Source organism: Citrobacter sp. MGH106 (assembly GCF_001037495.1).
In the GTDB taxonomy this organism is placed as follows: domain Bacteria; phylum Pseudomonadota; class Gammaproteobacteria; order Enterobacterales; family Enterobacteriaceae; genus Citrobacter; species Citrobacter murliniae.
Map to the genome: position 1 here is coordinate 15,270 of NZ_KQ089823.1, position 22,337 is coordinate 37,606.

40 protein-coding genes are annotated in these 22,337 nt (G+C 49.8%); 1 reads left to right on the forward strand and 39 read right to left on the reverse strand.

Annotated features, from left to right (window positions below; all coding sequences use genetic code 11):
* Positions 1–4: 4 nt before the first annotated feature.
* The 29 genes from SK36_RS19655 to rpsJ all read right to left on the reverse strand — a co-directional run bounded on the left by SK36_RS19655 (position 5) and on the right by rpsJ (position 14,136).
* Positions 5–373: a DnaJ family domain-containing protein gene (locus SK36_RS19655; protein ID WP_048222836.1), complete on the reverse strand. Its 369-nt coding sequence runs from the start codon at positions 371–373 to the stop codon at positions 5–7.
* 107 nt (positions 374–480) lie between these two features.
* Positions 481–867 carry a 50S ribosomal protein L17 gene (gene rplQ, locus SK36_RS19660; RefSeq protein WP_001216372.1) on the reverse strand — a complete coding sequence of 129 codons (387 nt, stop codon included), beginning with the start codon at positions 865–867 and terminating at the stop codon, positions 481–483.
* 40 nt (positions 868–907) lie between these two features.
* On the reverse strand, positions 908–1,897 hold the full coding sequence (locus SK36_RS19665; protein ID WP_003031139.1) for a DNA-directed RNA polymerase subunit alpha: 990 nt from the start codon (positions 1,895–1,897) through the stop codon (positions 908–910).
* Positions 1,898–1,922: 25 nt separating this feature from the next.
* A complete protein-coding gene (gene rpsD / locus SK36_RS19670; RefSeq protein WP_003031138.1) occupies positions 1,923–2,543 on the reverse strand; it encodes a 30S ribosomal protein S4 in 621 nt (206 codons plus the stop codon).
* Positions 2,544–2,576: 33 nt separating this feature from the next.
* A complete protein-coding gene (rpsK, locus tag SK36_RS19675) occupies positions 2,577–2,966 on the reverse strand; it encodes a 30S ribosomal protein S11 (RefSeq protein ID WP_003031137.1) in 390 nt (129 codons plus the stop codon).
* Positions 2,967–2,982: 16 nt separating this feature from the next.
* Entirely contained in the window at positions 2,983–3,339 is a 357-nt protein-coding gene (gene rpsM / locus SK36_RS19680; RefSeq protein WP_003031135.1) for a 30S ribosomal protein S13, read from the reverse strand.
* Positions 3,340–3,485: 146 nt separating this feature from the next.
* A complete protein-coding gene (gene rpmJ / locus SK36_RS19685) occupies positions 3,486–3,602 on the reverse strand; it encodes a 50S ribosomal protein L36 (protein ID WP_000868187.1) in 117 nt (38 codons plus the stop codon).
* Positions 3,603–3,632: 30 nt separating this feature from the next.
* On the reverse strand, positions 3,633–4,964 hold the full coding sequence (secY, locus tag SK36_RS19690; RefSeq protein WP_001118864.1) for a preprotein translocase subunit SecY: 1,332 nt from the start codon (positions 4,962–4,964) through the stop codon (positions 3,633–3,635).
* A 7-nt stretch (positions 4,965–4,971) separates the two neighbouring features.
* Positions 4,972–5,406 (reverse strand): 50S ribosomal protein L15, encoded by a 435-nt coding sequence (gene rplO, locus SK36_RS19695; RefSeq protein WP_045448284.1) that lies wholly within the window; start codon positions 5,404–5,406, stop codon positions 4,972–4,974.
* A gap of 3 nt (positions 5,407–5,409) precedes the next feature.
* Entirely contained in the window at positions 5,410–5,589 is a 180-nt protein-coding gene (gene rpmD / locus SK36_RS19700; RefSeq protein WP_001140434.1) for a 50S ribosomal protein L30, read from the reverse strand.
* A 3-nt stretch (positions 5,590–5,592) separates the two neighbouring features.
* Positions 5,593–6,096 (reverse strand): 30S ribosomal protein S5, encoded by a 504-nt coding sequence (rpsE, locus tag SK36_RS19705; protein WP_003031131.1) that lies wholly within the window; start codon positions 6,094–6,096, stop codon positions 5,593–5,595.
* A gap of 14 nt (positions 6,097–6,110) precedes the next feature.
* Complete coding sequence (rplR, locus tag SK36_RS19710) at positions 6,111–6,464, reverse strand: 50S ribosomal protein L18 (RefSeq protein ID WP_000358956.1); 354 nt, start codon at positions 6,462–6,464, stop codon at positions 6,111–6,113.
* A 9-nt stretch (positions 6,465–6,473) separates the two neighbouring features.
* The gene (gene rplF, locus SK36_RS19715) at positions 6,474–7,007 is read right to left on the reverse strand and encodes a 50S ribosomal protein L6 (RefSeq protein WP_045448292.1); all 534 of its coding nucleotides are present in this window, start codon (positions 7,005–7,007) and stop codon (positions 6,474–6,476) included.
* Positions 7,008–7,019: 12 nt separating this feature from the next.
* On the reverse strand, positions 7,020–7,412 hold the full coding sequence (rpsH, locus tag SK36_RS19720) for a 30S ribosomal protein S8 (protein WP_003031127.1): 393 nt from the start codon (positions 7,410–7,412) through the stop codon (positions 7,020–7,022).
* Positions 7,413–7,445: 33 nt separating this feature from the next.
* Entirely contained in the window at positions 7,446–7,751 is a 306-nt protein-coding gene (rpsN, locus tag SK36_RS19725) for a 30S ribosomal protein S14 (protein WP_045448294.1), read from the reverse strand.
* A gap of 14 nt (positions 7,752–7,765) precedes the next feature.
* Entirely contained in the window at positions 7,766–8,305 is a 540-nt protein-coding gene (rplE, locus tag SK36_RS19730; RefSeq protein WP_003031123.1) for a 50S ribosomal protein L5, read from the reverse strand.
* 14 nt (positions 8,306–8,319) lie between these two features.
* The gene (rplX, locus tag SK36_RS19735) at positions 8,320–8,634 is read right to left on the reverse strand and encodes a 50S ribosomal protein L24 (protein ID WP_003031122.1); all 315 of its coding nucleotides are present in this window, start codon (positions 8,632–8,634) and stop codon (positions 8,320–8,322) included.
* Positions 8,635–8,644: 10 nt separating this feature from the next.
* The gene (gene rplN, locus SK36_RS19740; RefSeq protein WP_000613954.1) at positions 8,645–9,016 is read right to left on the reverse strand and encodes a 50S ribosomal protein L14; all 372 of its coding nucleotides are present in this window, start codon (positions 9,014–9,016) and stop codon (positions 8,645–8,647) included.
* A gap of 163 nt (positions 9,017–9,179) precedes the next feature.
* On the reverse strand, positions 9,180–9,434 hold the full coding sequence (gene rpsQ, locus SK36_RS19745; RefSeq protein WP_003031120.1) for a 30S ribosomal protein S17: 255 nt from the start codon (positions 9,432–9,434) through the stop codon (positions 9,180–9,182).
* Positions 9,434–9,625 (reverse strand): 50S ribosomal protein L29, encoded by a 192-nt coding sequence (gene rpmC, locus SK36_RS19750; RefSeq protein WP_000644742.1) that lies wholly within the window; start codon positions 9,623–9,625, stop codon positions 9,434–9,436. The genes rpsQ and rpmC overlap by 1 nt, the downstream gene beginning before the upstream one ends.
* Positions 9,625–10,035, reverse strand: a complete 411-nt coding sequence (gene rplP / locus SK36_RS19755) for a 50S ribosomal protein L16 (RefSeq protein WP_000941212.1) — start codon at positions 10,033–10,035, stop codon at positions 9,625–9,627. Before rplP ends, rpmC begins: the two co-directional genes overlap by 1 nt.
* Positions 10,036–10,047: 12 nt before the next feature.
* Positions 10,048–10,749, reverse strand: coding sequence for a 30S ribosomal protein S3 (gene rpsC / locus SK36_RS19760; RefSeq protein WP_000529945.1), 702 nt, complete (start codon positions 10,747–10,749; stop codon positions 10,048–10,050).
* 17 nt (positions 10,750–10,766) lie between these two features.
* On the reverse strand, positions 10,767–11,099 hold the full coding sequence (rplV, locus tag SK36_RS19765) for a 50S ribosomal protein L22 (RefSeq protein WP_000448832.1): 333 nt from the start codon (positions 11,097–11,099) through the stop codon (positions 10,767–10,769).
* A 14-nt stretch (positions 11,100–11,113) separates the two neighbouring features.
* Positions 11,114–11,392 carry a 30S ribosomal protein S19 gene (gene rpsS / locus SK36_RS19770; RefSeq protein WP_001138115.1) on the reverse strand — a complete coding sequence of 93 codons (279 nt, stop codon included), beginning with the start codon at positions 11,390–11,392 and terminating at the stop codon, positions 11,114–11,116.
* Positions 11,393–11,408: 16 nt separating this feature from the next.
* Positions 11,409–12,230: a 50S ribosomal protein L2 gene (rplB, locus tag SK36_RS19775; protein ID WP_000301869.1), complete on the reverse strand. Its 822-nt coding sequence runs from the start codon at positions 12,228–12,230 to the stop codon at positions 11,409–11,411.
* Positions 12,231–12,247: 17 nt separating this feature from the next.
* Entirely contained in the window at positions 12,248–12,550 is a 303-nt protein-coding gene (gene rplW / locus SK36_RS19780) for a 50S ribosomal protein L23 (RefSeq protein WP_000617546.1), read from the reverse strand.
* A complete protein-coding gene (rplD, locus tag SK36_RS19785) occupies positions 12,547–13,152 on the reverse strand; it encodes a 50S ribosomal protein L4 (protein WP_003031119.1) in 606 nt (201 codons plus the stop codon). The genes rplW and rplD overlap by 4 nt, the downstream gene beginning before the upstream one ends.
* A gap of 10 nt (positions 13,153–13,162) precedes the next feature.
* Positions 13,163–13,792, reverse strand: a complete 630-nt coding sequence (rplC, locus tag SK36_RS19790; RefSeq protein ID WP_045448329.1) for a 50S ribosomal protein L3 — start codon at positions 13,790–13,792, stop codon at positions 13,163–13,165.
* 32 nt (positions 13,793–13,824) lie between these two features.
* Positions 13,825–14,136: a 30S ribosomal protein S10 gene (gene rpsJ, locus SK36_RS19795; protein ID WP_001181005.1), complete on the reverse strand. Its 312-nt coding sequence runs from the start codon at positions 14,134–14,136 to the stop codon at positions 13,825–13,827.
* A 377-nt stretch (positions 14,137–14,513) separates the two neighbouring features.
* On the opposite strand from rpsJ, the gene SK36_RS19800 reads away from it, so the two are divergent.
* Entirely contained in the window at positions 14,514–14,981 is a 468-nt protein-coding gene (locus SK36_RS19800; RefSeq protein ID WP_048223470.1) for a prepilin peptidase, read from the forward strand.
* Here SK36_RS19800 and bfr read toward each other — a convergent pair.
* The 10 genes from bfr to SK36_RS19850 form a co-directional block, all read right to left on the reverse strand.
* The gene (bfr, locus tag SK36_RS19805) at positions 14,978–15,454 is read right to left on the reverse strand and encodes a bacterioferritin (RefSeq protein WP_045448334.1); all 477 of its coding nucleotides are present in this window, start codon (positions 15,452–15,454) and stop codon (positions 14,978–14,980) included. The two genes, SK36_RS19800 and bfr, sit on opposite strands and share 4 nt — an antisense overlap.
* 71 nt (positions 15,455–15,525) lie before the next feature.
* Entirely contained in the window at positions 15,526–15,720 is a 195-nt protein-coding gene (gene bfd / locus SK36_RS24040; RefSeq protein ID WP_071829044.1) for a bacterioferritin-associated ferredoxin, read from the reverse strand.
* A 185-nt stretch (positions 15,721–15,905) separates the two neighbouring features.
* The gene (gene tuf, locus SK36_RS19815) at positions 15,906–17,090 is read right to left on the reverse strand and encodes an elongation factor Tu (RefSeq protein ID WP_042998381.1); all 1,185 of its coding nucleotides are present in this window, start codon (positions 17,088–17,090) and stop codon (positions 15,906–15,908) included.
* Between the two features lie 69 nt (positions 17,091–17,159).
* Entirely contained in the window at positions 17,160–19,274 is a 2,115-nt protein-coding gene (gene fusA, locus SK36_RS19820; protein ID WP_045448338.1) for an elongation factor G, read from the reverse strand.
* Between the two features lie 96 nt (positions 19,275–19,370).
* Positions 19,371–19,841, reverse strand: a complete 471-nt coding sequence (rpsG, locus tag SK36_RS19825; RefSeq protein WP_003023657.1) for a 30S ribosomal protein S7 — start codon at positions 19,839–19,841, stop codon at positions 19,371–19,373.
* Positions 19,842–19,936: 95 nt separating this feature from the next.
* Positions 19,937–20,311: a 30S ribosomal protein S12 gene (gene rpsL, locus SK36_RS19830; RefSeq protein WP_003023654.1), complete on the reverse strand. Its 375-nt coding sequence runs from the start codon at positions 20,309–20,311 to the stop codon at positions 19,937–19,939.
* Between the two features lie 125 nt (positions 20,312–20,436).
* Positions 20,437–20,724: a sulfurtransferase complex subunit TusB gene (tusB, locus tag SK36_RS19835; RefSeq protein WP_045448350.1), complete on the reverse strand. Its 288-nt coding sequence runs from the start codon at positions 20,722–20,724 to the stop codon at positions 20,437–20,439.
* A gap of 7 nt (positions 20,725–20,731) precedes the next feature.
* Complete coding sequence (gene tusC / locus SK36_RS19840; protein WP_048222844.1) at positions 20,732–21,091, reverse strand: sulfurtransferase complex subunit TusC; 360 nt, start codon at positions 21,089–21,091, stop codon at positions 20,732–20,734.
* Complete coding sequence (gene tusD, locus SK36_RS19845) at positions 21,091–21,477, reverse strand: sulfurtransferase complex subunit TusD (RefSeq protein WP_045448353.1); 387 nt, start codon at positions 21,475–21,477, stop codon at positions 21,091–21,093. The genes tusC and tusD overlap by 1 nt, the downstream gene beginning before the upstream one ends.
* The gene (locus tag SK36_RS19850) at positions 21,477–22,199 is read right to left on the reverse strand and encodes a helix-turn-helix transcriptional regulator (protein WP_003023643.1); all 723 of its coding nucleotides are present in this window, start codon (positions 22,197–22,199) and stop codon (positions 21,477–21,479) included. The genes tusD and SK36_RS19850 overlap by 1 nt, the downstream gene beginning before the upstream one ends.
* Between the last annotated feature and the right edge of the window lie 138 nt (positions 22,200–22,337).

A 22,337-nucleotide genomic window follows, 5' to 3' on the forward strand; every position in this document is an offset into this window, starting at 1 on the left:
TCCGCTAGTCATCATTAATTTTATGTTGAAGTTTATCTGCGTACTCGCCGCGTAAAAACTCGGTACTTAGACCAGCCTGTCGTAGTTTGAGTTCAAGCATAGAAAGGCGTCGGCTCACTTCCTGATACCGAGGATCATCTTTGCGAATACCAGTGAGGATATCAAGCAGGTGTATCGCCTCTCTGCGTTGTTCAATCTCAGGGGGAAGACACCCGGAATTTTTTAATAACCGATATCCGGCTCGAAGTTCTGGCGGAACATGGGAATCATCATCAAGGGTAAGCGGCTCGCCTATACCAGGCAAATTATCAAACTCACCTTTGGTCTGCGCATCAATAATATGACGCTCTGCCCACTGGTCGAGTAGCCACATACAACACTCCAAAAGATGAACAAAAAGAGTACAGATACTTTAGATAAGTGGGGATGCAACGGATATAAAAAAACCCGCCGGGGCGGGTTTTTTTACGTTACTACAGATTACTCTGCAGCAGCTTCTGCTTTCGACTCAGAGCGATCAACCAGCTCGATGTATGCCATCGGCGCGTTGTCGCCTGCACGGAAGCCACACTTCAGAATGCGAGTGTAACCACCGGCGCGGCTCGCGAAACGCGGGCCCAGCTCGTTAAACAGTTTTGCCACGATCTCGTTATCACGAGTACGGGCGAATGCCAGACGACGATTAGCTACGCTATCAGTCTTGGCAAGAGTAATCAGCGGCTCAACTACGCGACGCAGCTCTTTCGCTTTCGGCAGAGTCGTCTTGATGATTTCATGACGAACCAGTGAACCTGCCATATTGCGGAACATAGCCTGGCGATGGCTGCTGTTGCGGTTCAGTTGACGACCACTCTTACGATGGCGCATGACCTTATCCTTCTCAGTAAAACCTTAACCTGTGATCCGGTTACTCGTCAGCGATGCTTGCCGGTGGCCAGTTTTCCAGGCGCATGCCCAGAGACAGTCCACGGGAAGCCAGCACGTCTTTAATCTCAGTAAGAGATTTTTTACCAAGGTTAGGCGTCTTAAGAAGCTCAACCTCAGTACGCTGTACCAGATCACCGATATAGTGGATAGCTTCTGCTTTGAGGCAGTTAGCAGAGCGGACAGTCAATTCCAGATCGTCAACAGGGCGCAGCAGGATCGGATCGAATTCTGGTTTCTCTTCTTTAACTTCTGGCTGACGTACATCACGTAAGTCAACAAAAGCTTCCAGTTGTTCAGCCAGAATGGTTGCCGCACGACGAATCGCCTCTTCAGGATCGATTGTGCCGTTGGTTTCCATTTCGATGACCAGCTTGTCCAGGTCGGTACGCTGTTCTACACGCGCTGCTTCAACATTGTAGGCAATACGCTCTACAGGGCTGTAGCATGCGTCGACCAGCAGACGGCCGATTGGGCGCTCATCTTCTTCCGAATGAATTCGGGTAGAAGCCGGCACATAACCACGACCGCGCTGAACTTTGATACGCATACTAATAGATGCATTCTCATCGGTCAGGTGGCAGATCACGTGCTGTGGCTTGACGATTTCGACATCCCCATCATGGGTAATGTCGGCTGCAGTCACAGGGCCAATGCCAGATTTATTCAAGGTAAGAATAACATCATCTTTACCCTGAACTCTCACCGCCAGCCCTTTCAGGTTGAGCAGGATTTCCAGGATATCTTCCTGAACGCCTTCTTTGGTGCTGTACTCATGTAGTACACCATCAATCTCAACCTCGGTCACCGCACAACCCGGCATCGATGAGAGCAGAATACGGCGCAGTGCGTTACCCAAAGTATGGCCAAAGCCACGCTCTAAAGGCTCAAGGGTCACCTTGGCGTGCGTCGAACTCACTTGCTCGATATCTACCAGGCGCGGTTTTAGAAACTCTGTCACAGAACCCTGCATTGTGTCCTCTCTTTGGTACTAAGCTTTACTTGGAGTAAAGCTCGACGATCAGGTGTTCGTTAATGTCCGCAGACAGATCAGAACGCTCCGGCTTACGCTTGAACGTACCTTCCATCTTGCCAGCATCAACTTCCAGCCAGGTTGGCTTTTCACGCTGCTCAGCCAGCTCCAGAGCGGCTTTCACGCGAGACTGCTTCTTCGCTTTCTCACGAATGCTAACAACGTCATTCGGACTAACCTGATAAGAAGCGATGTTAACAACACGACCGTTTACCATAATTGCTTTATGGCTGACCAGCTGGCGTGCTTCTGCACGAGTGGCACCGAAGCCCATACGGTATACAACGTTGTCCAGACGACCTTCCAGCAGACCCAACAGGTTTTCACCGGTGTTGCCTTTCAGACGCGCTGCTTCTTTGTAGTAGTTACGGAACTGACGCTCCAGCACACCGTAGATACGGCGAACTTTTTGCTTTTCACGCAACTGCACACCATAGTCAGACAGACGCGGTTTACGCGCACCGTGCTGGCCAGGAGCTTGTTCAATTTTACACTTGGTATCGATCGCGCGAACGCCAGACTTAAGGAATAAGTCAGTGCCCTCACGACGGCTCAGCTTGAGCTTAGGACCCAAATATCTTGCCATTTTCTTTCTCCAACAATCCTAGAAACGACAGCGTTATACGCGACGTTTTTTCGGCGGACGACAACCGTTATGAGGGATCGGAGTCACATCAGTAATATTAGTGATGCGGAAACCAGCGGCGTTCAGAGCACGAACAGTAGATTCGCGACCTGGACCCGGTCCTTTGACCATAACTTCCAGATTCTTGATACCGTATTCTTTTACGGCTTCAGCGCAACGCTCTGCTGCAACCTGAGCTGCAAACGGAGTGGATTTGCGAGAACCACGGAAACCGGAACCACCGGCTGTTGCCCAACCCAGTGCGTTACCCTGACGATCAGTAATGGTAACGATGGTGTTGTTAAAAGAAGCATGGATATGAGCCACGCCGTCAGAGACTTGTTTTCTTACACGTTTACGTGCACGAATTGGTGCCTTTGCCATTATTCAATCACCCCGATTATTTCTTGATCGGTTTGCGCGGACCCTTACGGGTACGTGCGTTGGTCTTGGTACGCTGACCGCGAACCGGGAGACCACGACGATGACGCAAACCGCGATAGCAACCAAGGTCCATAAGGCGCTTGATGCTCATGCTAACTTCACGGCGCAGATCACCTTCAACGACAAATTTGGCAACTTCGTCACGCAGCGTGTCGATTTGTTCTTCAGACAGCTCACTGATCTTAACATCTTCAGCGATACCCGCTGCAGCCAGAATGGCCTTGGAACGGGTCTTGCCGACGCCGTAGATCGAAGTTAATGCGATCACAGCATGTTTCTGATCAGGAATGTTAATGCCTGCTATACGGGCCACTATGCACTCCTACTATTTAATATGTACGCACCATGCTGAAAAGCCCGTTTTCAGGATACTCAAATGGAAACGCACAGACATACAAAAGATTGGCTGGCTAATCTAGCCAGCTCAACCCAACTTTGCAAGAAAAATATGCGAATAAATCAGCCTTGGCGCTGTTTATGCTTCGGCTCGGCACTGCAAATCACACGGATGACACCATCACGCTTAACGATTTTGCAGTTACGGCATAATTTCTTGACGGAAGCACGAACTTTCATTTTTACTCTCCGTAACTTCTCGGGCGACCGTTAACGACCGTAGCCTTTCAGGTTCGCCTTCTTCAATGCAGACTCGTACTGACTTGACATCATCAGAGTTTGCACTTGAGCCATAAAGTCCATAATCACGACTACAACGATAAGCAGTGAGGTCCCACCGAAGTAGAACGGTACTTTCATTGCATCACGCATGAACTCCGGGATCAGGCAGATAAAGGTAATGTAAAGCGCACCAACCAAAGTCAGGCGGGTCATTACTTTATCGATATACTTCGCCGTTTGCTCTCCCGGACGAATTCCTGGTACAAATGCACCGGACTTCTTCAGGTTATCTGCTGTTTCACGCGGGTTGAAAACCAACGCCGTGTAGAAGAAACAGAAGAATATGATTGCAGACGCATAGAGTAACACATAAAGCGGTTGCCCAGGCTGCAAATACAGCGAAATTGTTGTCAGCCAGTTCCAACCAGTACCGCCCCCGAACCATGACGCGATGGTAGCCGGGAACAGAATAATACTGGAAGCGAAGATTGCCGGGATTACCCCCGCCATATTCACTTTCAGCGGTAAATGTGTGCTCTGTGCAGCATAGACACGACGACCTTGCTGACGTTTCGCGTAGTTTACCACAATGCGGCGTTGACCACGCTCAACAAATACAACAAAGAACGTCACTGCAAATACTAATACTGCAACCAACAGCAACACGAGGAAGTGCAGGTCGCCTTGACGCGCTTGCTCGATAGTATGGGCAATGGCTGGCGGGAGTCCCGCGACAATACCGGCGAAGATAATGATTGAGATACCGTTCCCGATACCACGTTCAGTAATCTGTTCGCCCAACCACATCAGGAACATTGTTCCTGTAACCAGACTTACAACAGCGGTGAAATAGAATGCAAAGCCTGGATTCATCACCAGGCCCTGCATACCAGGCATATTCGGTAGACCGGTAGCAATACCGATCGACTGGAATATAGCCAGCACCAGAGTACCGTAGCGGGTGTACTGGCTGATCTTACGACGACCAGACTCCCCTTCTTTCTTAATTTCCGCTAACGTTGGGTGAACCACCGTCAGCAGTTGGATAATGATCGACGCCGAAATATACGGCATGATCCCCAGAGCAAAGATAGAAGCACGGCTGAGAGCACCACCAGAGAACATGTTAAACATTTCAATGATGGTGCCTCGCTGTTGCTCAAGCAGTTTGGCAAGTACAGCGGCATCAATACCAGGGATCGGAATGAAAGAGCCAATACGGAACACAATCAGCGCGCCGATTACAAACAGCAGTCTGCGTTTCAGCTCGCCTAAGCCACCTTTGGCACTTTGAAAATCTAATCCCGGTTGTTTAGCCATCTGCTACTTATTCCTCGATTTTACCGCCAGCAGCTTCGATAGCAGCACGAGCGCCTTTAGTAACACGCAGGCCACGAACAGTTACCGGAGTAGTTACTTCACCAGCCAGGATCACTTTCGCGAACTCGATCTGGATACCGATAATGTTAGCTGCTTTCAGCGTATTCAGGTCTACAACACCGCCTTCAACTTTAGCCAGGTCAGACAGACGAACTTCGGCTGTAATCGCTGATTTACGTGAAGTGAAGCCGAATTTCGGCAGACGACGGTACAGAGGCATCTGACCACCTTCGAAACCGCGACGTACGCCACCGCCAGAACGAGACTTCTGACCTTTGTGACCACGACCACCGGTTTTACCGAGGCCAGAACCGATACCACGACCCAGGCGTTTACCCGCCTTTTTGGAGCCTTCGGCCGGAGACAGAGTATTTAAACGCATCTCTTACTCCTCAACTTTAACCATGAAGGAAACCGCGTTGACCATACCACGAACAGCAGGAGTATCCTCGCGCTCTACGGTGTGACCAATACGACGCAGACCCAGGCCAAGCAGCGTTGCCTTATGTTTCGGCAGACGACCGATTGCACTGCGGGTTTGAGTAATTTTAATAGTCTTTGCCATGGTTTATTTCCCCAGAATTTCTTCAACGGATTTACCACGCTTGGCAGCGACCATTTCCGGAGATTTCATATTTTCCAGACCATCGATAGTTGCACGAACCACGTTAATCGGGTTGGTGGAACCATACGCTTTAGCCAGAACGTTACGAACTCCAGCGACTTCCAGAACGGCGCGCATTGCACCACCGGCGATGATACCGGTACCTTCGGAAGCCGGCTGCATGAATACACGAGAACCCGTGTGAGTACCCTTAACCGGGTGCTGCAGGGTGCCGTGGTTCAGCGCGACGTTAATCATATTGCGACGGGCTTTTTCCATCGCTTTCTGGATCGCTGCTGGAACTTCACGCGCTTTACCGTAACCAAAACCAACGCGACCGTTACCATCGCCAACTACAGTCAGAGCTGTGAAGGAGAAAATACGACCACCTTTAACGGTTTTAGATACGCGGTTTACCGCGATCAGCTTTTCCTGCAGTTCGCCAGCTTGTTTTTCGATGTGAGCCATCTTACACCTCTACCTTAGAACTGAAGGCCAGCTTCACGGGCAGCATCTGCCAGTGCCTGGACACGACCATGATATTGGAACCCGGAACGGTCAAAGGACACATCTTTGATGCCTTTTTCCAGAGCGCGTTCGGCGACAGCTTTACCCACAGCTGCTGCAGCGTCTTTGTTACCGGTGTACTTCAGTTGTTCAGCGATAGCTTTTTCTACAGTAGAAGCAGCTACCAGAACTTCAGAACCGTTCGGTGCAATTACCTGTGCGTAAATATGACGCGGGGTACGATGTACCACCAGGCGAGTTGCGCCCAGCTCTTTGAGCTTGCGGCGTGCGCGGGTCGCACGACGGATACGAGCAGATTTCTTATCCATAGTGTTACCTTACTTCTTCTTAGCCTCTTTGGTACGCACGACTTCGTCGGCGTAACGAACACCCTTGCCTTTGTAAGGCTCAGGACGACGGTAGGCGCGCAGATCTGCTGCAACCTGACCGATCAGCTGTTTATCAGCGCCTTTCAGCACGATTTCAGTCTGAGACGGACATTCTGCAGTAATCCCTGCCGGCAGCTCATGATCAACTGGATGAGAGAAACCTAATGCCAGGTTTACTACATTCCCTTTGACCGCTGCACGATAACCTACACCAACCAGCTGCAGCTTCTTAGTGAAGCCTTCGGTAACACCGACAACCATTGAGTTCAGCAGGGCACGCGCGGTACCAGCCTGAGCCCATCCATCTGCGTAACCATCACGCGGACCGAAGGTCAGTGCATTATCTGCATGATTAACTTCAACAGCATCGTTGAGAGTACGAGTCAGCTCGCCGTTTTTACCTTTGATCGTAATAACCTGACCGTTGATTTTTACATCAACGCCGGCAGGAATAACGACCGGTGCTTTAGCAACACGAGACATTTTTTCCTCCGATTAGGCTACGTAGCAGATAATTTCGCCACCAAGACCAGCCTGGCGCGCTGCACGATCAGTCATAACACCTTTAGAGGTAGAAACAACTGCGATACCCATGCCAGCCATAACTTTTGGCAGCTCGTCTTTACGCTTATAAATGCGCAGACCAGGGCGACTGACACGCTGAATGCTTTCTACAACAGCTTTACCCTGGAAATACTTAAGAGTAAGTTCCAGTTCCGGCTTGGTGTCGCCTTCAACTTTAAAATCTTCAATAAAACCTTCTTCCTTCAGCACGTTGGCAATTGCCACTTTCAGCTTGGAGGAAGGCATGGTGACCGCAGCTTTATTCGCGGCCTGACCGTTACGGATACGGGTCAGCATATCCGCGATCGGATCTTGCATGCTCATCTGTCTTTACTCCCGTGATTCAATTGGTGACAATTACCAGCTAGCCTTTTTCAGACCCGGAATTTCACCGCGCATAGCGGCTTCACGGACCTTAATACGGCTCAACCCGAACTTCCGCAGGAAAGCGTGCGGACGACCAGTTTGACGGCAGCGGTTACGCTGACGAGACGGGCTGGAATCACGCGGCAGAGACTGCAGCTTCAGAACTGCGTTCCAACGATCTTCGTCGGTCGCGTTCACATCAGAGATGATAGCTTTCAGTTCAGCGCGTTTTGCGAAGTACTTATCAGCTAAAGCTACGCGCTTTACTTCGCGTGCTTTCATTGATTGCTTAGCCATTCAGTAACCCTACCTTACTTGCGGAACGGGAAGTCAAAGGCAGCCAGCAGAGCACGGCCTTCTTCATCAGATTTCGCAGTAGTGGTAATGGTAATATCCAAACCACGCACGCGGTCGACTTTATCGTAGTCGATTTCTGGGAAGATGATCTGCTCACGGACACCCATGCTGTAGTTACCACGACCGTCGAAAGACTTAGCGGACAAGCCACGGAAGTCACGGATACGTGGAACAGCAATAGTGATCAGGCGCTCAAAGAACTCCCACATGCGTTCGCCACGCAGAGTTACTTTACAGCCGATCGGATAGCCCTGACGGATTTTGAAGCCTGCAACAGATTTGCGTGCTTTGGTGATCAGCGGTTTTTGACCGGAGATTGCTGTCAGGTCAGCTGCTGCGTTATCCAGCAGTTTCTTGTCAGCGATCGCTTCACCAACACCCATGTTCAGGGTGATCTTCTCGACCCGAGGGACTTGCATGACAGAATTGTAGTTAAACTCAGTCATGAGTTTAGCGACTACTTCGTCTTTGTAGTAATCATGCAGTTTCGCCATCGTACTACTCCAAATTACTTGATAGTTTCGCTATTAGATTTAAAGAAACGGACTTTTTTGCCGTCTTCGAATCTAAAGCCTACACGGTCAGCCTTGCCGGTTGCCGCGTTGAAGATAGCAAGGTTAGAGATCTGAATAGCTGCTTCTTTCTCTACGATGCCGCCTGGTTGGTTCAGGGCCGGAACCGGCTTCTGATGTTTCTTAACCAGGTTGATACCTTCAACAATGACCTTGCCGGAAGACAGGACATTTTTCACTTTACCGCGTTTACCTTTATCTTTACCGGTTAACACGATAACTTCGTCATCACGACGGATCTTCGCTGCCATGATTCGCTCCTTAGAGTACTTCTGGTGCCAGAGAGATAATTTTCATGAACTTCTCGTTACGAAGTTCACGAGTTACCGGCCCAAAAATACGCGTACCGATAGGTTGCTCGCTGTTATTGTTTAAAATAACGCATGCATTACCATCGAAGCGAATGACAGAACCGTCCGGGCGACGAACACCCTTCTTGGTGCGCACCACTACCGCCTTCAGCACATCACCTTTTTTGACCTTACCACGCGGAATTGCTTCTTTGATGGTGATCTTGATGATGTCGCCTACGCCTGCGTAGCGACGGTGCGAGCCACCCAGAACCTTGATACACATTACGCGACGTGCACCGGAGTTGTCGGCGACGTTCAGCATAGTCTGTTCTTGGATCATTTTAGTGCTCCGCTAATGTCAACTACTACTGAGACCCGAAAATCAGGTCGTTAAAAAAGCCCCATATCGGGGGCGCGGCATTATAACACCGCTTAAACGATATGGGTAGAAAAAATAAACGGCTCATCGCTGAGCCGTTTATTCGTTGAGAATGCCTACTGTATTACAGAACAGCTTTCTCTACAACGCGAACCAGCGTCCAGGACTTAGTCTTGGACAGCGGACGGCATTCGCGGATTTCAACCACGTCACCAGTACCGCATTCGTTGTTCTCGTCATGTACGTGCAGTTTGGTCGTACGCTTAATGAATTTACCGTAGATCGGGTGTTTCACAAAACGTTCGATAGCAACAACAATGGATTTCTCCATTTTGTCGCTAACAACGCGACCTTGCAGAGTACGGATTTTATCGGTCATTACGCACCCGCCTTCTCAGTCAGTAAAGTCTTAACGCGTGCGACATCACGACGCACTTGCTTCAACAGGTGAGACTGTTGCAGCTGGCCACTTGCAGCCTGCATACGCAGGTTGAACTGCTCACGCAGCAGATTCAGCAGCTCGGTGTTCAGCTCTTCAACACTCTTCTCACGCAGCTCTTTTGCTTTCATTACATCACCGTCTTAGTTACAAAGGTGGTTTTAATCGGCAGTTTCGCTGCTGCCAGCTTGAATGCTTCACGGGCCAGCTCTTCCGGTACGCCGTCCATTTCATACAGGACTTTACCCGGCTGAATCAAGGCAACCCAATACTCCACGTTACCTTTACCTTTACCCATACGCACTGCCAGCGGCTTTTCAGTGATCGGTTTGTCCGGGAATACACGGATCCAGATCTTACCTTGACGCTTAACTGCACGGGTCATAGCACGACGTGCTGCTTCGATCTGACGGGCAGTCAGACGACCACGGCCAACAGCTTTCAGACCGAAGCTGCCGAAGCTAACATCCGTACCCTGCGCCAGACCGCGGTTACGGCCTTTGTGCATTTTACGGAATTTTGTACGCTTTGGTTGTAACATCAGCGACGCTCCTTATTTACGGCCTTTACGCTGCTGCTTTTTAGGTTGAGCAGCCGGTTTTTCCGGTTGTTCAACAGCAGCCATACCACCCAGGATCTCGCCTTTGAAGATCCACACTTTAACGCCGATTACACCGTAAGTGGTGTGCGCTTCAGAGGTGTTGTAGTCGATGTCAGCACGCAGAGTGTGCAGAGGTACGCGACCTTCGCGGTACCATTCGGTACGTGCGATTTCCGCGCCGCCCAGACGGCCGCTAACTTCAACTTTAATACCTTTAGCGCCCAGACGCATTGCGTTCTGTACAGCACGCTTCATAGCACGACGGAACATAACACGACGTTCCAGCTGAGAAGTGATGCTGTCAGCAACCAATTTTGCGTCCAGTTCAGGTTTACGCACTTCGGCGATATTGATCTGAGCAGGAACGCCAGCAATATCCGCTACGACTTTGCGCAGTTTTTCTACGTCTTCGCCTTTCTTACCGATAACGATACCCGGACGAGCGGTGTGAATGGTCACACGGATGCTCTTAGCCGGACGCTCGATCACGATACGAGATACAGACGCTTTCGCCAGTTCCTTAGTCAGGTACTGACGTACTTTAAAATCGCTGTCCAGGTTGTCAGCGAATTCTTTGGTGTTCGCAAACCAGGTTGAGTTCCATGGTTTTACAATACCCAGGCGAATACCATTAGGATGTACTTTCTGACCCATTGCTAGTCTCCAGAGTCTCAGCGATCGGACACAACCACAGTAATGTGGCTGGTGCGCTTCAGGATGCGATCTGCACGACCTTTTGCACGCGGCATAATGCGCTTCATGCTCGGGCCTTCGTCTACGAAAATTTTCGTAACTTTCAGATCGTCAATGTCAGCGCCATCGTTGTGTTCAGCGTTAGCAATGGCAGATTCCAGGACTTTCTTAACCAGTACAGCCGCTTTCTTATTGGTGTAGGTCAGAATATCCAGAGCCTGCGACACTTTCTTACCGCGAATCAGGTCTGCAACAAGGCGAACCTTCTGAGCAGAAGAACGAGCATGGCGATGTTGAGCTAAAGTTTCCATCTCTTCCTCCTACCTTATTTCTTCTTCGCTTTTTTATCAGCAGCGTGGCCGCGATAAGTACGAGTCGGTGCGAATTCACCCAGTTTGTGACCGACCATTTCGTCGGAAACAAATACCGGAACGTGCTGACGACCATTATGGACAGCGATGGTCAAACCGATCATGTTAGGAAAGATCGTTGAACGACGGGACCAAGTGCGCAGGGGCTTCTTGTCTCCGCTTTCCACCGCTTTCTCTACCTTCTTCAGCAAGTGCAGGTCAATAAAAGGACCTTTCTTGAGAGAACGTGGCATGGCTTATCCTCTAAAATTATTTGCTACGGCGACGTACGATGAATTTATCAGTACGCTTGTTGCTGCGGGTCTTCTTACCTTTGGTCTGAACGCCCCACGGAGTTACCGGGTGCTTACCAAAGTTACGACCTTCACCACCACCATGTGGGTGGTCGACTGGGTTCATCGCAGTACCGCGAACGGTAGGACGAACACCACGCCAGCGTGCAGCACCTGCTTTACCCAGAACGCGCAGCATATGCTCAGCATTGCCAACTTCGCCCAGAGTTGCACGACAGTCTGCTTCGACTTTACGCATTTCACCAGAACGCAGACGCAGGGTGACATAAGCACCATCACGAGCAACGATCTGAACGTAAGTACCAGCAGAACGAGCCAGCTGACCGCCTTTACCTGGTTTCATTTCTACGTTATGAACGGTAGAACCAACCGGGATATTGCGCATCGGCAGGGTGTTACCTGCTTTGATTGCAGCATCAACGCCAGACTGAATCTGGTCGCCAGCTTTCAGGCCTTTAGGGGCCAGGATGTAACGGCGTTCACCGTCTTTGTACAGAACCAACGCGATGTTCGCGGAACGGTTCGGATCGTACTCAAGACGTTCAACAACTGCCGGGATACCGTCTTTGTTGCGTTTGAAGTCAACGATACGATAAGCCTGCTTGTGACCACCACCGATGTGACGAGTGGTGATACGGCCATTGTTGTTACGACCACCGGATTTGCTGTTTTTTTCAACCAGCGGAGCAAAAGGTTTGCCCTTGTGCAGCTCTGGGTTGACCACTTTAACGACGTGGCGACGACCCGGAGATGTCGGTTTACATTTAACAACTGCCATTGTATTACTCCTCCGACTTACTCAGCGCCGCCGACGAAGTCCAGATTCTGGCCTTCCTTCAGGGTGACGTAAGCTTTTTTCCAGTCGCTACGACGACCGATACGCTGTCCGTGACGTTTAACTTTCCCTTTAACTACCAGGGTGTTAACGACTTCGACTTCGACTTCAAACAGTTTCTGCACAGCAGCTTTGATTTCTGCTTTGGTCGCGTCTTTAGCAACTTTGAGAACGATGGTATTAGTTTTTTCCATCGCAGTAGACGCTTTTTCAGAAACGTGCGGTGCGCGCAGCACCTTCAGCAGACGTTCTTCACGAATCATGCCAGCATCTCCTCAACTTGCTTAACAGCATCAGCAGTCATTACGACTTTGTCGAAGGCGATCAGGCTAACCGGGTCGATACCAGTTGCATCGCGTACGTCAACCTTGTGCAGGTTGCGCGCAGCCAGGAACAGGTTTTCGTCCAGCTCACCGGTGATGATCAGCACATCTTCCAGAGCCATGTCTTTCAGTTTCTGTGCCAGCAGCTTAGTTTTAGGCGCTTCTACAGAGAATGATTCGACAACGATCAGACGATCCTGACGTACCAGTTCGGACAGAATGCTTTTCAGCGCGCCGCGGTACATCTTTTTGTTAACTTTTTGACTGTGGTCCTGCGGGCGAGCAGCGAAGGTCACGCCACCAGAACGCCAGATCGGGCTCTTGATAGAACCTGAACGCGCACGGCCGGTACCTTTCTGGCGCCACGGCTTTTTGCCTGAACCAGTTACTTCAGCACGAGTCTTCTGAGCACGAGTACCCTGACGAGCACCAGCTGCATAAGCAACAACAACCTGGTGAACCAGCGCTTCGTTGAAATCACGACCGAAGGTAGTTTCGGAAACAGTCAGCGCGCTCTGCGCGTCTTTCAATACTAATTCCATTGCTATCCCCTTACGCCTTCACAGCTGGTTTAACGATCAGGTCGCAACCGGTCGCACCCGGAACACCACCTTTAACCAGCAGCAGGTTGCGCTCAGCGTCAACACGTACTACGTCCAGGCTCTGAACGGTTACACGCTCGTTGCCCAGCTGACCTGCCATTTTCTTGCCTTTGAACACTTTGCCCGGAGTCTGGTTCTGACCGATAGAACCCGGAACGCGGTGAGACAAGGAGTTACCGTGAGTAGCGTCCTGGGTACGGAAGTTCCAGCGCTTAACGGTACCAGCGAAACCTTTACCTTTAGAGGTACCGGTTACGTCAACTTTTTTAACGTCAGCAAACAGTTCAACGCTAATGCTCTGACCTACGGTGAATTCTTCACCATCCGCCAGACGGAACTCCCACAGGCCGCGGCCAGCTTCAACGCCAGCTTTAGCAAAGTGACCAGCTTCCGGCTTGGTTACACGGTTAGCTTTTTTAGCACCAGTGGTAACCTGAATAGCGCGGTAGCCGTCGTTAGCCAGGTCTTTAACCTGAGTAACGCGGTTTGCTTCAACTTCGATTACGGTTACTGGGATAGATACGCCATCTTCAGTGAAGATGCGGGTCATTCCCACTTTTTTACCGACTAAACCAATCATTGTATCAACCTCTCAATCGCTCGATGACCTGATTAACCCAGGCTGATCTGCACGTCTACACCGGCAGCCAGATCCAGACGCATCAGAGCATCAACGGTTTTCTCAGTTGGCTCAACGATGTCAACCAGACGCTTGTGAGTGCGAATCTCGTACTGATCACGCGCGTCTTTGTTAACGTGCGGAGAGATCAGAACGGTAAAGCGCTCTTTGCGGGTCGGCAGCGGGATCGGACCACGGACTTGCGCACCAGTGCGCTTAGCAGTCTCGACGATTTCCGCGGTTGATTGATCGATCAGACGATGATCAAACGCTTTCAGGCGGATACGGATTCTTTGGTTCTGCATGAGACCAGAGCTCCAATTATTTTATAGACGAAATAGTTACTCCTCAAACCCATTACGATTGATGGGAGAGTGTAACCGTTCTTACAGAGTTCCCCAATCGGGAACATTGTCAGATAGTCAAATCGACTATCAGTGGTTCAGATTGAACCAGCCGTCAATTAAGACAAGCCCGCGCATTATACGTAAATCTCAGCCTTACGCAAGTGCCGTGTAGAAATTAATCACCCGACCTGTAATGCGAGCACCATTCCAGGCAGATTGTAGAAACTTGCGCATGCATGTTTTTACTGGAAGCAGGCAACCGTTATAGCTATTCGGATCTTGTATGGACGCCACATTTACTGGAGGGTTATCTCTTTAGCGATGAGAATTCGAGCATGTACATCAACCTCCTCTTCCTGTTTACCTACACGTCCTTATGCGGGCTTCTTTGGATACAGGATTTACGCACCGGTTTATTGCCAGACAAGTTTACCTGCCCTCTTCTATGGAGTGGTCTTATTTATCATCAATGCTGTAAACCGGCTGAATTATCTGATGCAGTTTGGGGGGCCGCGGTGGGATATAGCGTGTTTTCACTTATCTATTGGAGCTACCGGCTGGTAAGACGACAGGAAGGACTAGGCTATGGTGATGTAAAATTTCTCGCAGCACTTGGTGCGTGGCATCGTTGGGAATCATTACCGCTGTTGGTCTTCACTGCTGCCTGTCTGGCCTGTTGCATCATTGGGATTAGGAGCGTTACGGATGGAAGAAAGGTACTAAAAAACCCGCTGCCTTTTGGGCCATATCTGGCGGCGGCGGGTTTTATTATTGGCTGGGTAAATCTGATGCAGGGCGATTAGTCACTGACTTTAATCTGTGATTGCAGATAATTTTGCAAGCCAAGTTTTGAAATCAAATCCAGCTCCGTTTCGAGCCAGTCAATATGCCCTTCTTCTTCAGTAAGGATTTCTATCATCATATCCCGGCTGACGTAGTCATGAACGCTATCGGCATAGGCAATGGCTTCACGCAAATCTTTCGCGCCATCAAGTTCAAGTCGAAGATCTGACTGCAGCATCTCCTCAACATCTTCACCAATCCCTAACTTACCCAGATCCTGTAAGTTTGGCAGCCCTTCTAAGAATAAAATACGCTCGATATATTTATCGGCGTGTTTCATCTCATCAATAGATTCATGATACTCAACATCATTGAGGCGAGTCAGTCCCCAGTTTTTAAACATACGGGCATGGAGAAAATACTGGTTGATTGCGACAAGCTCATTTCCCAATAGTTTATTGAGATAATTTATGATTTTAACATCACCTTTCATTTTATAGTCCCTCCGCTTCCACTCTTAGAGCGTAGATGGGGCTACAGGGATGTCAAAAAAAAGAGTGTGACTTAGGCGATCTCTTTAAATTCTGGTATTTGAGTTAATTCATCCTGCATCACTTCACGCGCAGCCCGAATACACTTACCGCATTGATTTCCAACAGGAATAAATTTACGTAATTGCTGAAAGGACTGAGGATGAAACTGGCGAACAGCCTGACGAATTTTTTTATCACTTATCGCATTACACAAACAAACGTACATGATCGCTCCCGTTCAATTTCTGTGCAAAGTGTAAATGAGAATAGTTATGATTACAATAGCACAATTATGTTTGCACGCCGGTTGGGTTAGCGAAAAATGCGAATAAATATTACAGCGAATGAATTGCAGGCAGCAAAAAGGGCGCCGAAGCGCCCTTTTTAAGCTCAAAACTAATTAATCAATAATTAGCTCATTACTTTAGCAACAACGCCCGCGCCAACGGTACGGCCGCCTTCACGGATTGCGAAACGCAGACCGTCGTCCATCGCGATCGGGTGGATCAGGGTAACAACCATTTTGATGTTGTCGCCCGGCATTACCATCTCTACGCCTTCTGGCAGTTCGATGGTACCAGTCACGTCAGTAGTACGGAAGTAGAACTGCGGACGGTAGCCTTTGAAGAACGGAGTATGACGGCCGCCTTCGTCTTTGGACAGAATGTACACTTCAGATTCGAACTTGGTGTGCGGCTTGATTGAACCCGGCTTAGCCAGTACCTGACCACGTTCGATTTCTTCACGTTTGATACCACGCAGCAGAACACCAACGTTCTCACCAGCACGGCCTTCGTCCAGCAGTTTGCGGAACATTTCAACGCCAGTACAGGTAGACTTAGCAGTCTCTTTGATACCAACGATTTCAACTTCTTCACCAACTTTGATGATACCGCGCTCTACACGACCGGTAACAACGGTACCACGACCGGAGATGGAGAATACGTCTTCGATAGGCAGCAGGAACGGCTTGTCAATCGCACGCTCTGGTTCCGGGATGTAAGAATCCAGGAAGCCAGCCAGTTCGATGATCTTTGCTTCCCACTCTGCATCGCCTTCCAGCGCTTTCAGAGCAGAACCACGAACGATCGGAGTGTCGTCGCCCGGGAAATCGTACTGAGACAGAAGTTCACGAACTTCCATTTCTACCAGTTCCAGCAGCTCTTCGTCATCAACCATGTCGCATTTGTTCAGGAACACGATGATGTACGGAACGCCTACCTGACGACCCAGCAGGATGTGCTCACGAGTCTGCGGCATCGGGCCGTCAGTCGCAGCAACAACCAGGATCGCGCCGTCCATCTGCGCAGCACCGGTGATCATGTTTTTAACATAGTCGGCGTGGCCCGGGCAGTCTACGTGCGCGTAGTGGCGAGTCGGGGTGTCATATTCAACGTGAGAAGTGTTGATGGTGATACCACGAGCTTTTTCTTCCGGAGCGTTATCGATCTGGTCGAAAGCACGAGCAGCACCGCCGTAGGTTTTAGCCAGAACGGTGGTGATTGCAGCGGTCAGGGTAGTTTTACCGTGGTCAACGTGGCCGATGGTGCCGACGTTAACGTGCGGTTTTGTACGTTCAAATTTTTCTTTAGACACGGCTATATTCCTTACTATAGTGCTCTCCCCTTTGGAGAGAGCACGGGACTTAGGTTTTAATCCTGTGGCTTATTTACCACGGGCTTCAATAACGGCCTGAGCAACGTTGTTCGGCGCATCGTCGTACTTCAGGAACTCCATGGAGTAAGAAGCACGGCCTTTGGTCAGAGAACGCAGCTGGGTTGCATATCCGAACATTTCAGACAGCGGAACTTCAGCGTGGATCACAACGCCAGTGACGTTGGATTCCTGACCACGAAGCATACCACGACGGCGGCTCAAGTCACCGATAACGTCACCGGTGTTCTCTTCCGGAGTCTCTACTTCAACCTTCATGATAGGCTCAAGCAGAACTGGTTTCGCTTTCTTAAAGCCATCTTTAAAGGCGATAGAAGCGGCCAGTTTAAACGCCAGCTCAGAGGAGTCAACGTCATGGTAAGAACCGAAGTGCAGACGCACGCCCAGATCAACAACCGGGTAACCAGCCAGCGGGCCAGATTTCAGCTGTTCCTGGATGCCTTTATCAACGGCCGGGATGTATTCGCCAGGAATTACACCACCTTTGATGTCGTTGATGAATTCGTAGCCTTTCGGGTTTGAACCCGGCTCCAGCGGGTACATGTCGATAACAACATGACCATACTGACCGCGACCACCAGACTGCTTAGCGTGTTTACCTTCGATATCGGTAACTTTCGCGCGAATCGCTTCACGGTAAGCAACCTGAGGTTTACCGACGTTCGCTTCAACGTTGAATTCACGCTTCATGCGGTCAACGATGATGTCGAGGTGCAGCTCACCCATACCGGCGATAATAGTCTGGTTAGATTCTTCGTCAGTCCATACGCGGAATGACGGGTCTTCTTTAGCCAGACGGCCCAGAGCCAGACCCATTTTTTCCTGGTCAGCTTTGGTTTTCGGTTCTACCGCGATGGAAATTACCGGTTCCGGGAATTCCATACGCTCCAGAATGATCGGAGAATCTGGATCACACAGGGTATCACCAGTGGTCACGTCTTTCAGACCGATCGCAGCAGCGATGTCGCCCGCGCGAACTTCTTTGATCTCTTCACGTTTGTTGGCGTGCATCTGAACGATACGGCCAAAACGCTCACGTGCAGATTTCACGGAGTTCAGGATGGTATCACCGGAGTTAACCACACCAGAGTACACGCGGAAGAAGGTCAGGTTACCCACGAACGGGTCGGTAGCGATTTTGAATGCCAGAGCAGCAAACGGCTCTTCATCGCTAGCGTGACGCTCAGCCGGAGTATCTTTACCGTCGTCCAGAATACCGTTGATCGCAGGTACATCAGTCGGGGATGGCAGGTAATCAATTACCGCATCCAGCATCGCCTGAACACCTTTGTTCTTAAACGCAGAACCACAGGTTACCAGGATGATTTCGTTGTTCAGAACGCGCTGACGCAGAGCTTTCTTGATCTCTTCTTCAGTCAGTTCTTCACCACCCAGGTATTTCTCCATCAGCTCTTCTGAAGCTTCCGCGGCGGACTCGATCAGGTTCTGGTGCCATTCTTCAGCCAGTTCCTGCATGTCAGCCGGGATATCTTCATAAGTGAAGGTTACGCCTGCATCTTCTTCGTTCCAGTTGATGGCTTTCATTTTCACCAGGTCAACAACACCAGTGAAGTTTTCTTCAGCACCAATTGCCAGCTGCAGCGGAACAGGGTTCGCGCCCAGACGGGTTTTGATCTGACCAACAACTTTCAGGAAGTTCGCGCCCATACGGTCCATTTTGTTAACGAACGCAATGCGCGGAACTTTATATTTGTTAGCCTGACGCCATACGGTTTCAGACTGCGGCTGAACACCACCAACTGCGCAGTAAACCATTACTGCACCATCAAGCACACGCATGGAACGTTCTACTTCGATAGTGAAGTCAACGTGCCCCGGGGTGTCGATGATGTTTACGCGATGCGGTTCATACTGCTTAGCCATACCAGACCAGAATGCAGTAGTCGCTGCGGAGGTGATAGTAATACCACGCTCCTGCTCCTGTTCCATCCAGTCCATGGTGGCTGCGCCGTCATGAACTTCACCGATTTTATGGTTTACACCGGTGTAGAACAGAATACGTTCGGTAGTAGTGGTTTTACCGGCGTCGATGTGCGCACTGATACCGATGTTACGGTAGCGCGCGATGGGTGTTGTACGAGCCATTTGATTCCTCGTTTATCTTTTAGGCGTTCAATTTAAGTAGCCCAAAGCGGGCTGCTTACAAGAAGCGCCCGCCTGGTGACTAATACTCCGAAGGGATTACCAACGGTAGTGTGCGAACGCCTTGTTGGCTTCTGCCATACGGTGAACGTCTTCACGTTTCTTAACTGCAGTACCTTTGTTTTCTGCAGCATCAGAAAGTTCGTTCGCCAGGCGCAGAGCCATGGATTTATCACCGCGTTTACGAGCAGCTTCAACGATCCAACGCATTGCCAGGGCATTACGACGGACCGGACGGACTTCAACTGGTACCTGATAAGTAGAACCACCAACGCGGCGAGACTTAACTTCGACAGTCGGGCGCACGTTTTCGAGAGCTACTTCGAAAGCTTCCAGTTCATTTTTACCAGAACGCTGAGCCAGGGTCTCCAGCGCGCTGTATACGATTGTTTCGGCAGTAGATTTTTTACCATCTACCATCAGGATATTTACAAATTTAGCCAGCAGTTCTGATCCGAACTTCGGATCCGGCAGAATTTTACGCTGACCAATGACGCGACGACGTGGCATGGAAATACTCCGTTGTTAATTCAGGATTGTCCAAAACTCTAAGAGTTTAGTTTGACATTAATATAAAACGTTTGGCCTTACTTAACGGAGAACCATTAAGCCTTAGGACGTTTCACGCCATACTTGGAACGTGATTGCTTACGGTCTTTAACGCCGGAGCAGTCAAGCGCACCACGAACGGTGTGGTAACGAACACCCGGAAGGTCTTTTACACGACCGCCACGGATCAGGATCACGGAGTGCTCCTGCAGGTTGTGACCTTCACCACCGATGTAGGAAGTCACTTCAAAACCGTTAGTCAAACGAACACGGCAAACTTTACGCAGTGCGGAGTTCGGTTTTTTAGGAGTGGTAGTATATACACGAGTACATACGCCACGTTTCTGCGGGCATGCTTCCAGCGCAGGCACGTTGCTCTTTGCAACTTTGCGTGCGCGTGGTTTGCGTACCAGCTGGTTAACTGTTGCCATTAAATAGCTCCTGGTTTTAGCTTTTGCTTCGTAAACACGTAATAAAACGACCTCATACAATATGAGGACGCAGAATTTTAGGTCGGTGTCGAAAAGGTGTCAAGAAATATACAACGATCCCACAATTACCAGGCCATCTGGTTGGGATGCTTCACCGTAAGTCTGACGAAGTCAGTATAGCCAACCCTGACGACACTGTCTGAAATTTGACCATCTAACCCGCGAGCTTTAATGTCTTCTTCCAGTACATAGACCTTAATGGAGGCATTCTGCAGACTTTCAAGGAAGCGGGTACCATCTATTGCCGCCGTCACGCCATCCTGGAGCAATAAAAGCTCATCGTCTTCACCAACAAGACGAAGAAGAGAGGAGAAATCAGTAAGCCACGCGGAGCGATGTAAAGTATGCAGCATGAGAATGTCAAAACCTCAAAATAACATCATAGTTGCCAAGCTCACGGCGCAAATCATGGGGTTCAAGAACCGTCGCATCGACCACAAAACTGGCCCCCTGATCAAGCCCTCGCTCACGCAGGGAGGCGGCGCAAAGCCAGCATTGCTCTATATCGTACAGCCCCAGCAGTTTAAAAGTCGCGATATAATCACGGGCGAGGACAGCATCCGGTTTTTGTCCTTGCAGGATCTGGAAGACGCCATCACCAATAAAAAATACACCAAGGTCTTCCGTTAATGCTGAAGTCGCCAGTAATGCATCAAGACCTTCGCGGCCTGATGCACTGCCGTGCGGCACAGTGGAAAAAACAAAAGCAACACGTTTCATTAAAACTGTACCACGCGATCGCACGTCAGGGATGCCTCGGCCAGCGAGCCAAGCCCACTGAGGTTAAAACCTGATTGTAAGTTCGAACTTGTCAGCCCAAGCCTCTTCGCTTCGGTCTCATCAACAACGCCACGACGCAACGCCGCCGCCACACAAATATTAAGCTCTACACCAAATTGTTGATTGATTTGCTGCCAGCCTCGCACCAAATCAAATTCATCACTGGCGGGTGATGTCAGAAGGTTAGCGTTATATACCCCCTCCTGATAAAAAAAGACACGGCTTAACTCATGCCCTTCCTCAAGCAACGCATGTGCAAATTGCAGCGCGCTGCTCGCCTGCTGTGTGCCATAGGCAGGTCCTGTCACCATGATGGCAAAACGCATTACTTGTCTTGCCCCTGGAAATCACCACTTTTGAACTGGCGAATATAGAGGTAAACAGTATGTTTGGAGATGTTCAGACGGTCAGCGACCTGATTAATAGCATCTTTGATATCGAAGATGCCTTTCTCATACAGATTCAGGACGATCTGACGATTCTTCGCATTGTTAGATACGTTACGATCGGCATTCACTTCTTCAATCGTGAATTCCAGCGTCTGTGTCACCAGATCTTCCACTGATGAAGCAAAGTTTACGGCTGAGCCCACTTCCGGGGTTTCCGGCGGAATAAAGGTATTCATTATTTGCGAGAAAGGTACATCAAGATTCATATTGATGCACAGCAGACCAATTACGCGATGCTCACGGTTGCGAATGGCAATCGTCACCGACTTCATTAAGACACCGCTTTTCGCACGTGTGAAATAACATTTCGACACGCTGCTATCCGCACCCGTCATATCATGCAGCATGCGCAACGCAAGATCGGTAATCGGTGAGCCGATTTTTCGGCCCGTGTGTTCACCGTTGGCGATGCGAATAGCCGAGCATTTCAAATCCTGCAAAGAGTGCAATACGATTTCACAATGGGAACCAATGAGCATCGCCAACCCGTCCACTACCGCTTCGTAGGATTTAAGGATATCGAAGTCGGTTTGATCGAAAGGACGTTGATCCAGCAAATCTAGCTCACTGGTTTCGTTGGTTAAAAGCGACCTGGACATGAAAAAAAGCACTCCTTTTCAGGAGCCTGTCGTTATGTTGTCAGGGCAGGCTCATCACTATTAGGGGCATCTAAAGTAATACAGCGCACAAGGCGCTTTCCAGTATTAATTATATCCTGTCGATAATAAAAAACCGCC

What these genes read in the sequence shown, in the direction of transcription:
- SK36_RS19655 (WP_048222836.1), bottom strand. Translation starts at nt 373, where the DNA reads ATGTGGCTACTCGACCAGTGGGCAGAGCGTCATATTATTGATGCGCAG.
- rplQ (WP_001216372.1), bottom strand. Translation starts at nt 867, where the DNA reads ATGCGCCATCGTAAGAGTGGTCGTCAACTGAACCGCAACAGCAGCCAT.
- SK36_RS19665 (WP_003031139.1), bottom strand. Translation starts at nt 1,897, where the DNA reads ATGCAGGGTTCTGTGACAGAGTTTCTAAAACCGCGCCTGGTAGATATC.
- rpsD (WP_003031138.1), bottom strand. Translation starts at nt 2,543, where the DNA reads ATGGCAAGATATTTGGGTCCTAAGCTCAAGCTGAGCCGTCGTGAGGGC.
- rpsK (WP_003031137.1), bottom strand. Translation starts at nt 2,966, where the DNA reads ATGGCAAAGGCACCAATTCGTGCACGTAAACGTGTAAGAAAACAAGTC.
- rpmJ (WP_000868187.1), bottom strand. Translation starts at nt 3,602, where the DNA reads ATGAAAGTTCGTGCTTCCGTCAAGAAATTATGCCGTAACTGCAAAATC.
- secY (WP_001118864.1), bottom strand. Translation starts at nt 4,964, where the DNA reads ATGGCTAAACAACCGGGATTAGATTTTCAAAGTGCCAAAGGTGGCTTA.
- rplO (WP_045448284.1), bottom strand. Translation starts at nt 5,406, where the DNA reads ATGCGTTTAAATACTCTGTCTCCGGCCGAAGGCTCCAAAAAGGCGGGT.
- rpmD (WP_001140434.1), bottom strand. Translation starts at nt 5,589, where the DNA reads ATGGCAAAGACTATTAAAATTACTCAAACCCGCAGTGCAATCGGTCGT.
- rpsE (WP_003031131.1), bottom strand. Translation starts at nt 6,096, where the DNA reads ATGGCTCACATCGAAAAACAAGCTGGCGAACTGCAGGAAAAGCTGATC.
- rplR (WP_000358956.1), bottom strand. Translation starts at nt 6,464, where the DNA reads ATGGATAAGAAATCTGCTCGTATCCGTCGTGCGACCCGCGCACGCCGC.
- rplF (WP_045448292.1), bottom strand. Translation starts at nt 7,007, where the DNA reads ATGTCTCGTGTTGCTAAAGCACCGGTCGTTATTCCTGCCGGCGTTGAT.
- rpsH (WP_003031127.1), bottom strand. Translation starts at nt 7,412, where the DNA reads ATGAGCATGCAAGATCCGATCGCGGATATGCTGACCCGTATCCGTAAC.
- rpsN (WP_045448294.1), bottom strand. Translation starts at nt 7,751, where the DNA reads ATGGCTAAGCAATCAATGAAAGCACGCGAAGTAAAGCGCGTAGCTTTA.
- rplE (WP_003031123.1), bottom strand. Translation starts at nt 8,305, where the DNA reads ATGGCGAAACTGCATGATTACTACAAAGACGAAGTAGTCGCTAAACTC.
- rplX (WP_003031122.1), bottom strand. Translation starts at nt 8,634, where the DNA reads ATGGCAGCGAAGATCCGTCGTGATGACGAAGTTATCGTGTTAACCGGT.
- rplN (WP_000613954.1), bottom strand. Translation starts at nt 9,016, where the DNA reads ATGATCCAAGAACAGACTATGCTGAACGTCGCCGACAACTCCGGTGCA.
- rpsQ (WP_003031120.1), bottom strand. Translation starts at nt 9,434, where the DNA reads ATGACCGATAAAATCCGTACTCTGCAAGGTCGCGTTGTTAGCGACAAA.
- rpmC (WP_000644742.1), bottom strand. Translation starts at nt 9,625, where the DNA reads ATGAAAGCAAAAGAGCTGCGTGAGAAGAGTGTTGAAGAGCTGAACACC.
- rplP (WP_000941212.1), bottom strand. Translation starts at nt 10,035, where the DNA reads ATGTTACAACCAAAGCGTACAAAATTCCGTAAAATGCACAAAGGCCGT.
- rpsC (WP_000529945.1), bottom strand. Translation starts at nt 10,749, where the DNA reads ATGGGTCAGAAAGTACATCCTAATGGTATTCGCCTGGGTATTGTAAAA.
- rplV (WP_000448832.1), bottom strand. Translation starts at nt 11,099, where the DNA reads ATGGAAACTTTAGCTCAACATCGCCATGCTCGTTCTTCTGCTCAGAAG.
- rpsS (WP_001138115.1), bottom strand. Translation starts at nt 11,392, where the DNA reads ATGCCACGTTCTCTCAAGAAAGGTCCTTTTATTGACCTGCACTTGCTG.
- rplB (WP_000301869.1), bottom strand. Translation starts at nt 12,230, where the DNA reads ATGGCAGTTGTTAAATGTAAACCGACATCTCCGGGTCGTCGCCACGTC.
- rplW (WP_000617546.1), bottom strand. Translation starts at nt 12,550, where the DNA reads ATGATTCGTGAAGAACGTCTGCTGAAGGTGCTGCGCGCACCGCACGTT.
- rplD (WP_003031119.1), bottom strand. Translation starts at nt 13,152, where the DNA reads ATGGAATTAGTATTGAAAGACGCGCAGAGCGCGCTGACTGTTTCCGAA.
- rplC (WP_045448329.1), bottom strand. Translation starts at nt 13,792, where the DNA reads ATGATTGGTTTAGTCGGTAAAAAAGTGGGAATGACCCGCATCTTCACT.
- rpsJ (WP_001181005.1), bottom strand. Translation starts at nt 14,136, where the DNA reads ATGCAGAACCAAAGAATCCGTATCCGCCTGAAAGCGTTTGATCATCGT.
- SK36_RS19800 (WP_048223470.1), top strand. Translation starts at nt 14,514, where the DNA reads ATGTACATCAACCTCCTCTTCCTGTTTACCTACACGTCCTTATGCGGG.
- bfr (WP_045448334.1), bottom strand. Translation starts at nt 15,454, where the DNA reads ATGAAAGGTGATGTTAAAATCATAAATTATCTCAATAAACTATTGGGA.
- bfd (WP_071829044.1), bottom strand. Translation starts at nt 15,720, where the DNA reads ATGTACGTTTGTTTGTGTAATGCGATAAGTGATAAAAAAATTCGTCAG.
- fusA (WP_045448338.1), bottom strand. Translation starts at nt 19,274, where the DNA reads ATGGCTCGTACAACACCCATCGCGCGCTACCGTAACATCGGTATCAGT.
- rpsG (WP_003023657.1), bottom strand. Translation starts at nt 19,841, where the DNA reads ATGCCACGTCGTCGCGTCATTGGTCAGCGTAAAATTCTGCCGGATCCG.
- rpsL (WP_003023654.1), bottom strand. Translation starts at nt 20,311, where the DNA reads ATGGCAACAGTTAACCAGCTGGTACGCAAACCACGCGCACGCAAAGTT.
- tusB (WP_045448350.1), bottom strand. Translation starts at nt 20,724, where the DNA reads ATGCTGCATACTTTACATCGCTCCGCGTGGCTTACTGATTTCTCCTCT.
- tusC (WP_048222844.1), bottom strand. Translation starts at nt 21,091, where the DNA reads ATGAAACGTGTTGCTTTTGTTTTTTCCACTGTGCCGCACGGCAGTGCA.
- tusD (WP_045448353.1), bottom strand. Translation starts at nt 21,477, where the DNA reads ATGCGTTTTGCCATCATGGTGACAGGACCTGCCTATGGCACACAGCAG.
- SK36_RS19850 (WP_003023643.1), bottom strand. Translation starts at nt 22,199, where the DNA reads ATGTCCAGGTCGCTTTTAACCAACGAAACCAGTGAGCTAGATTTGCTG.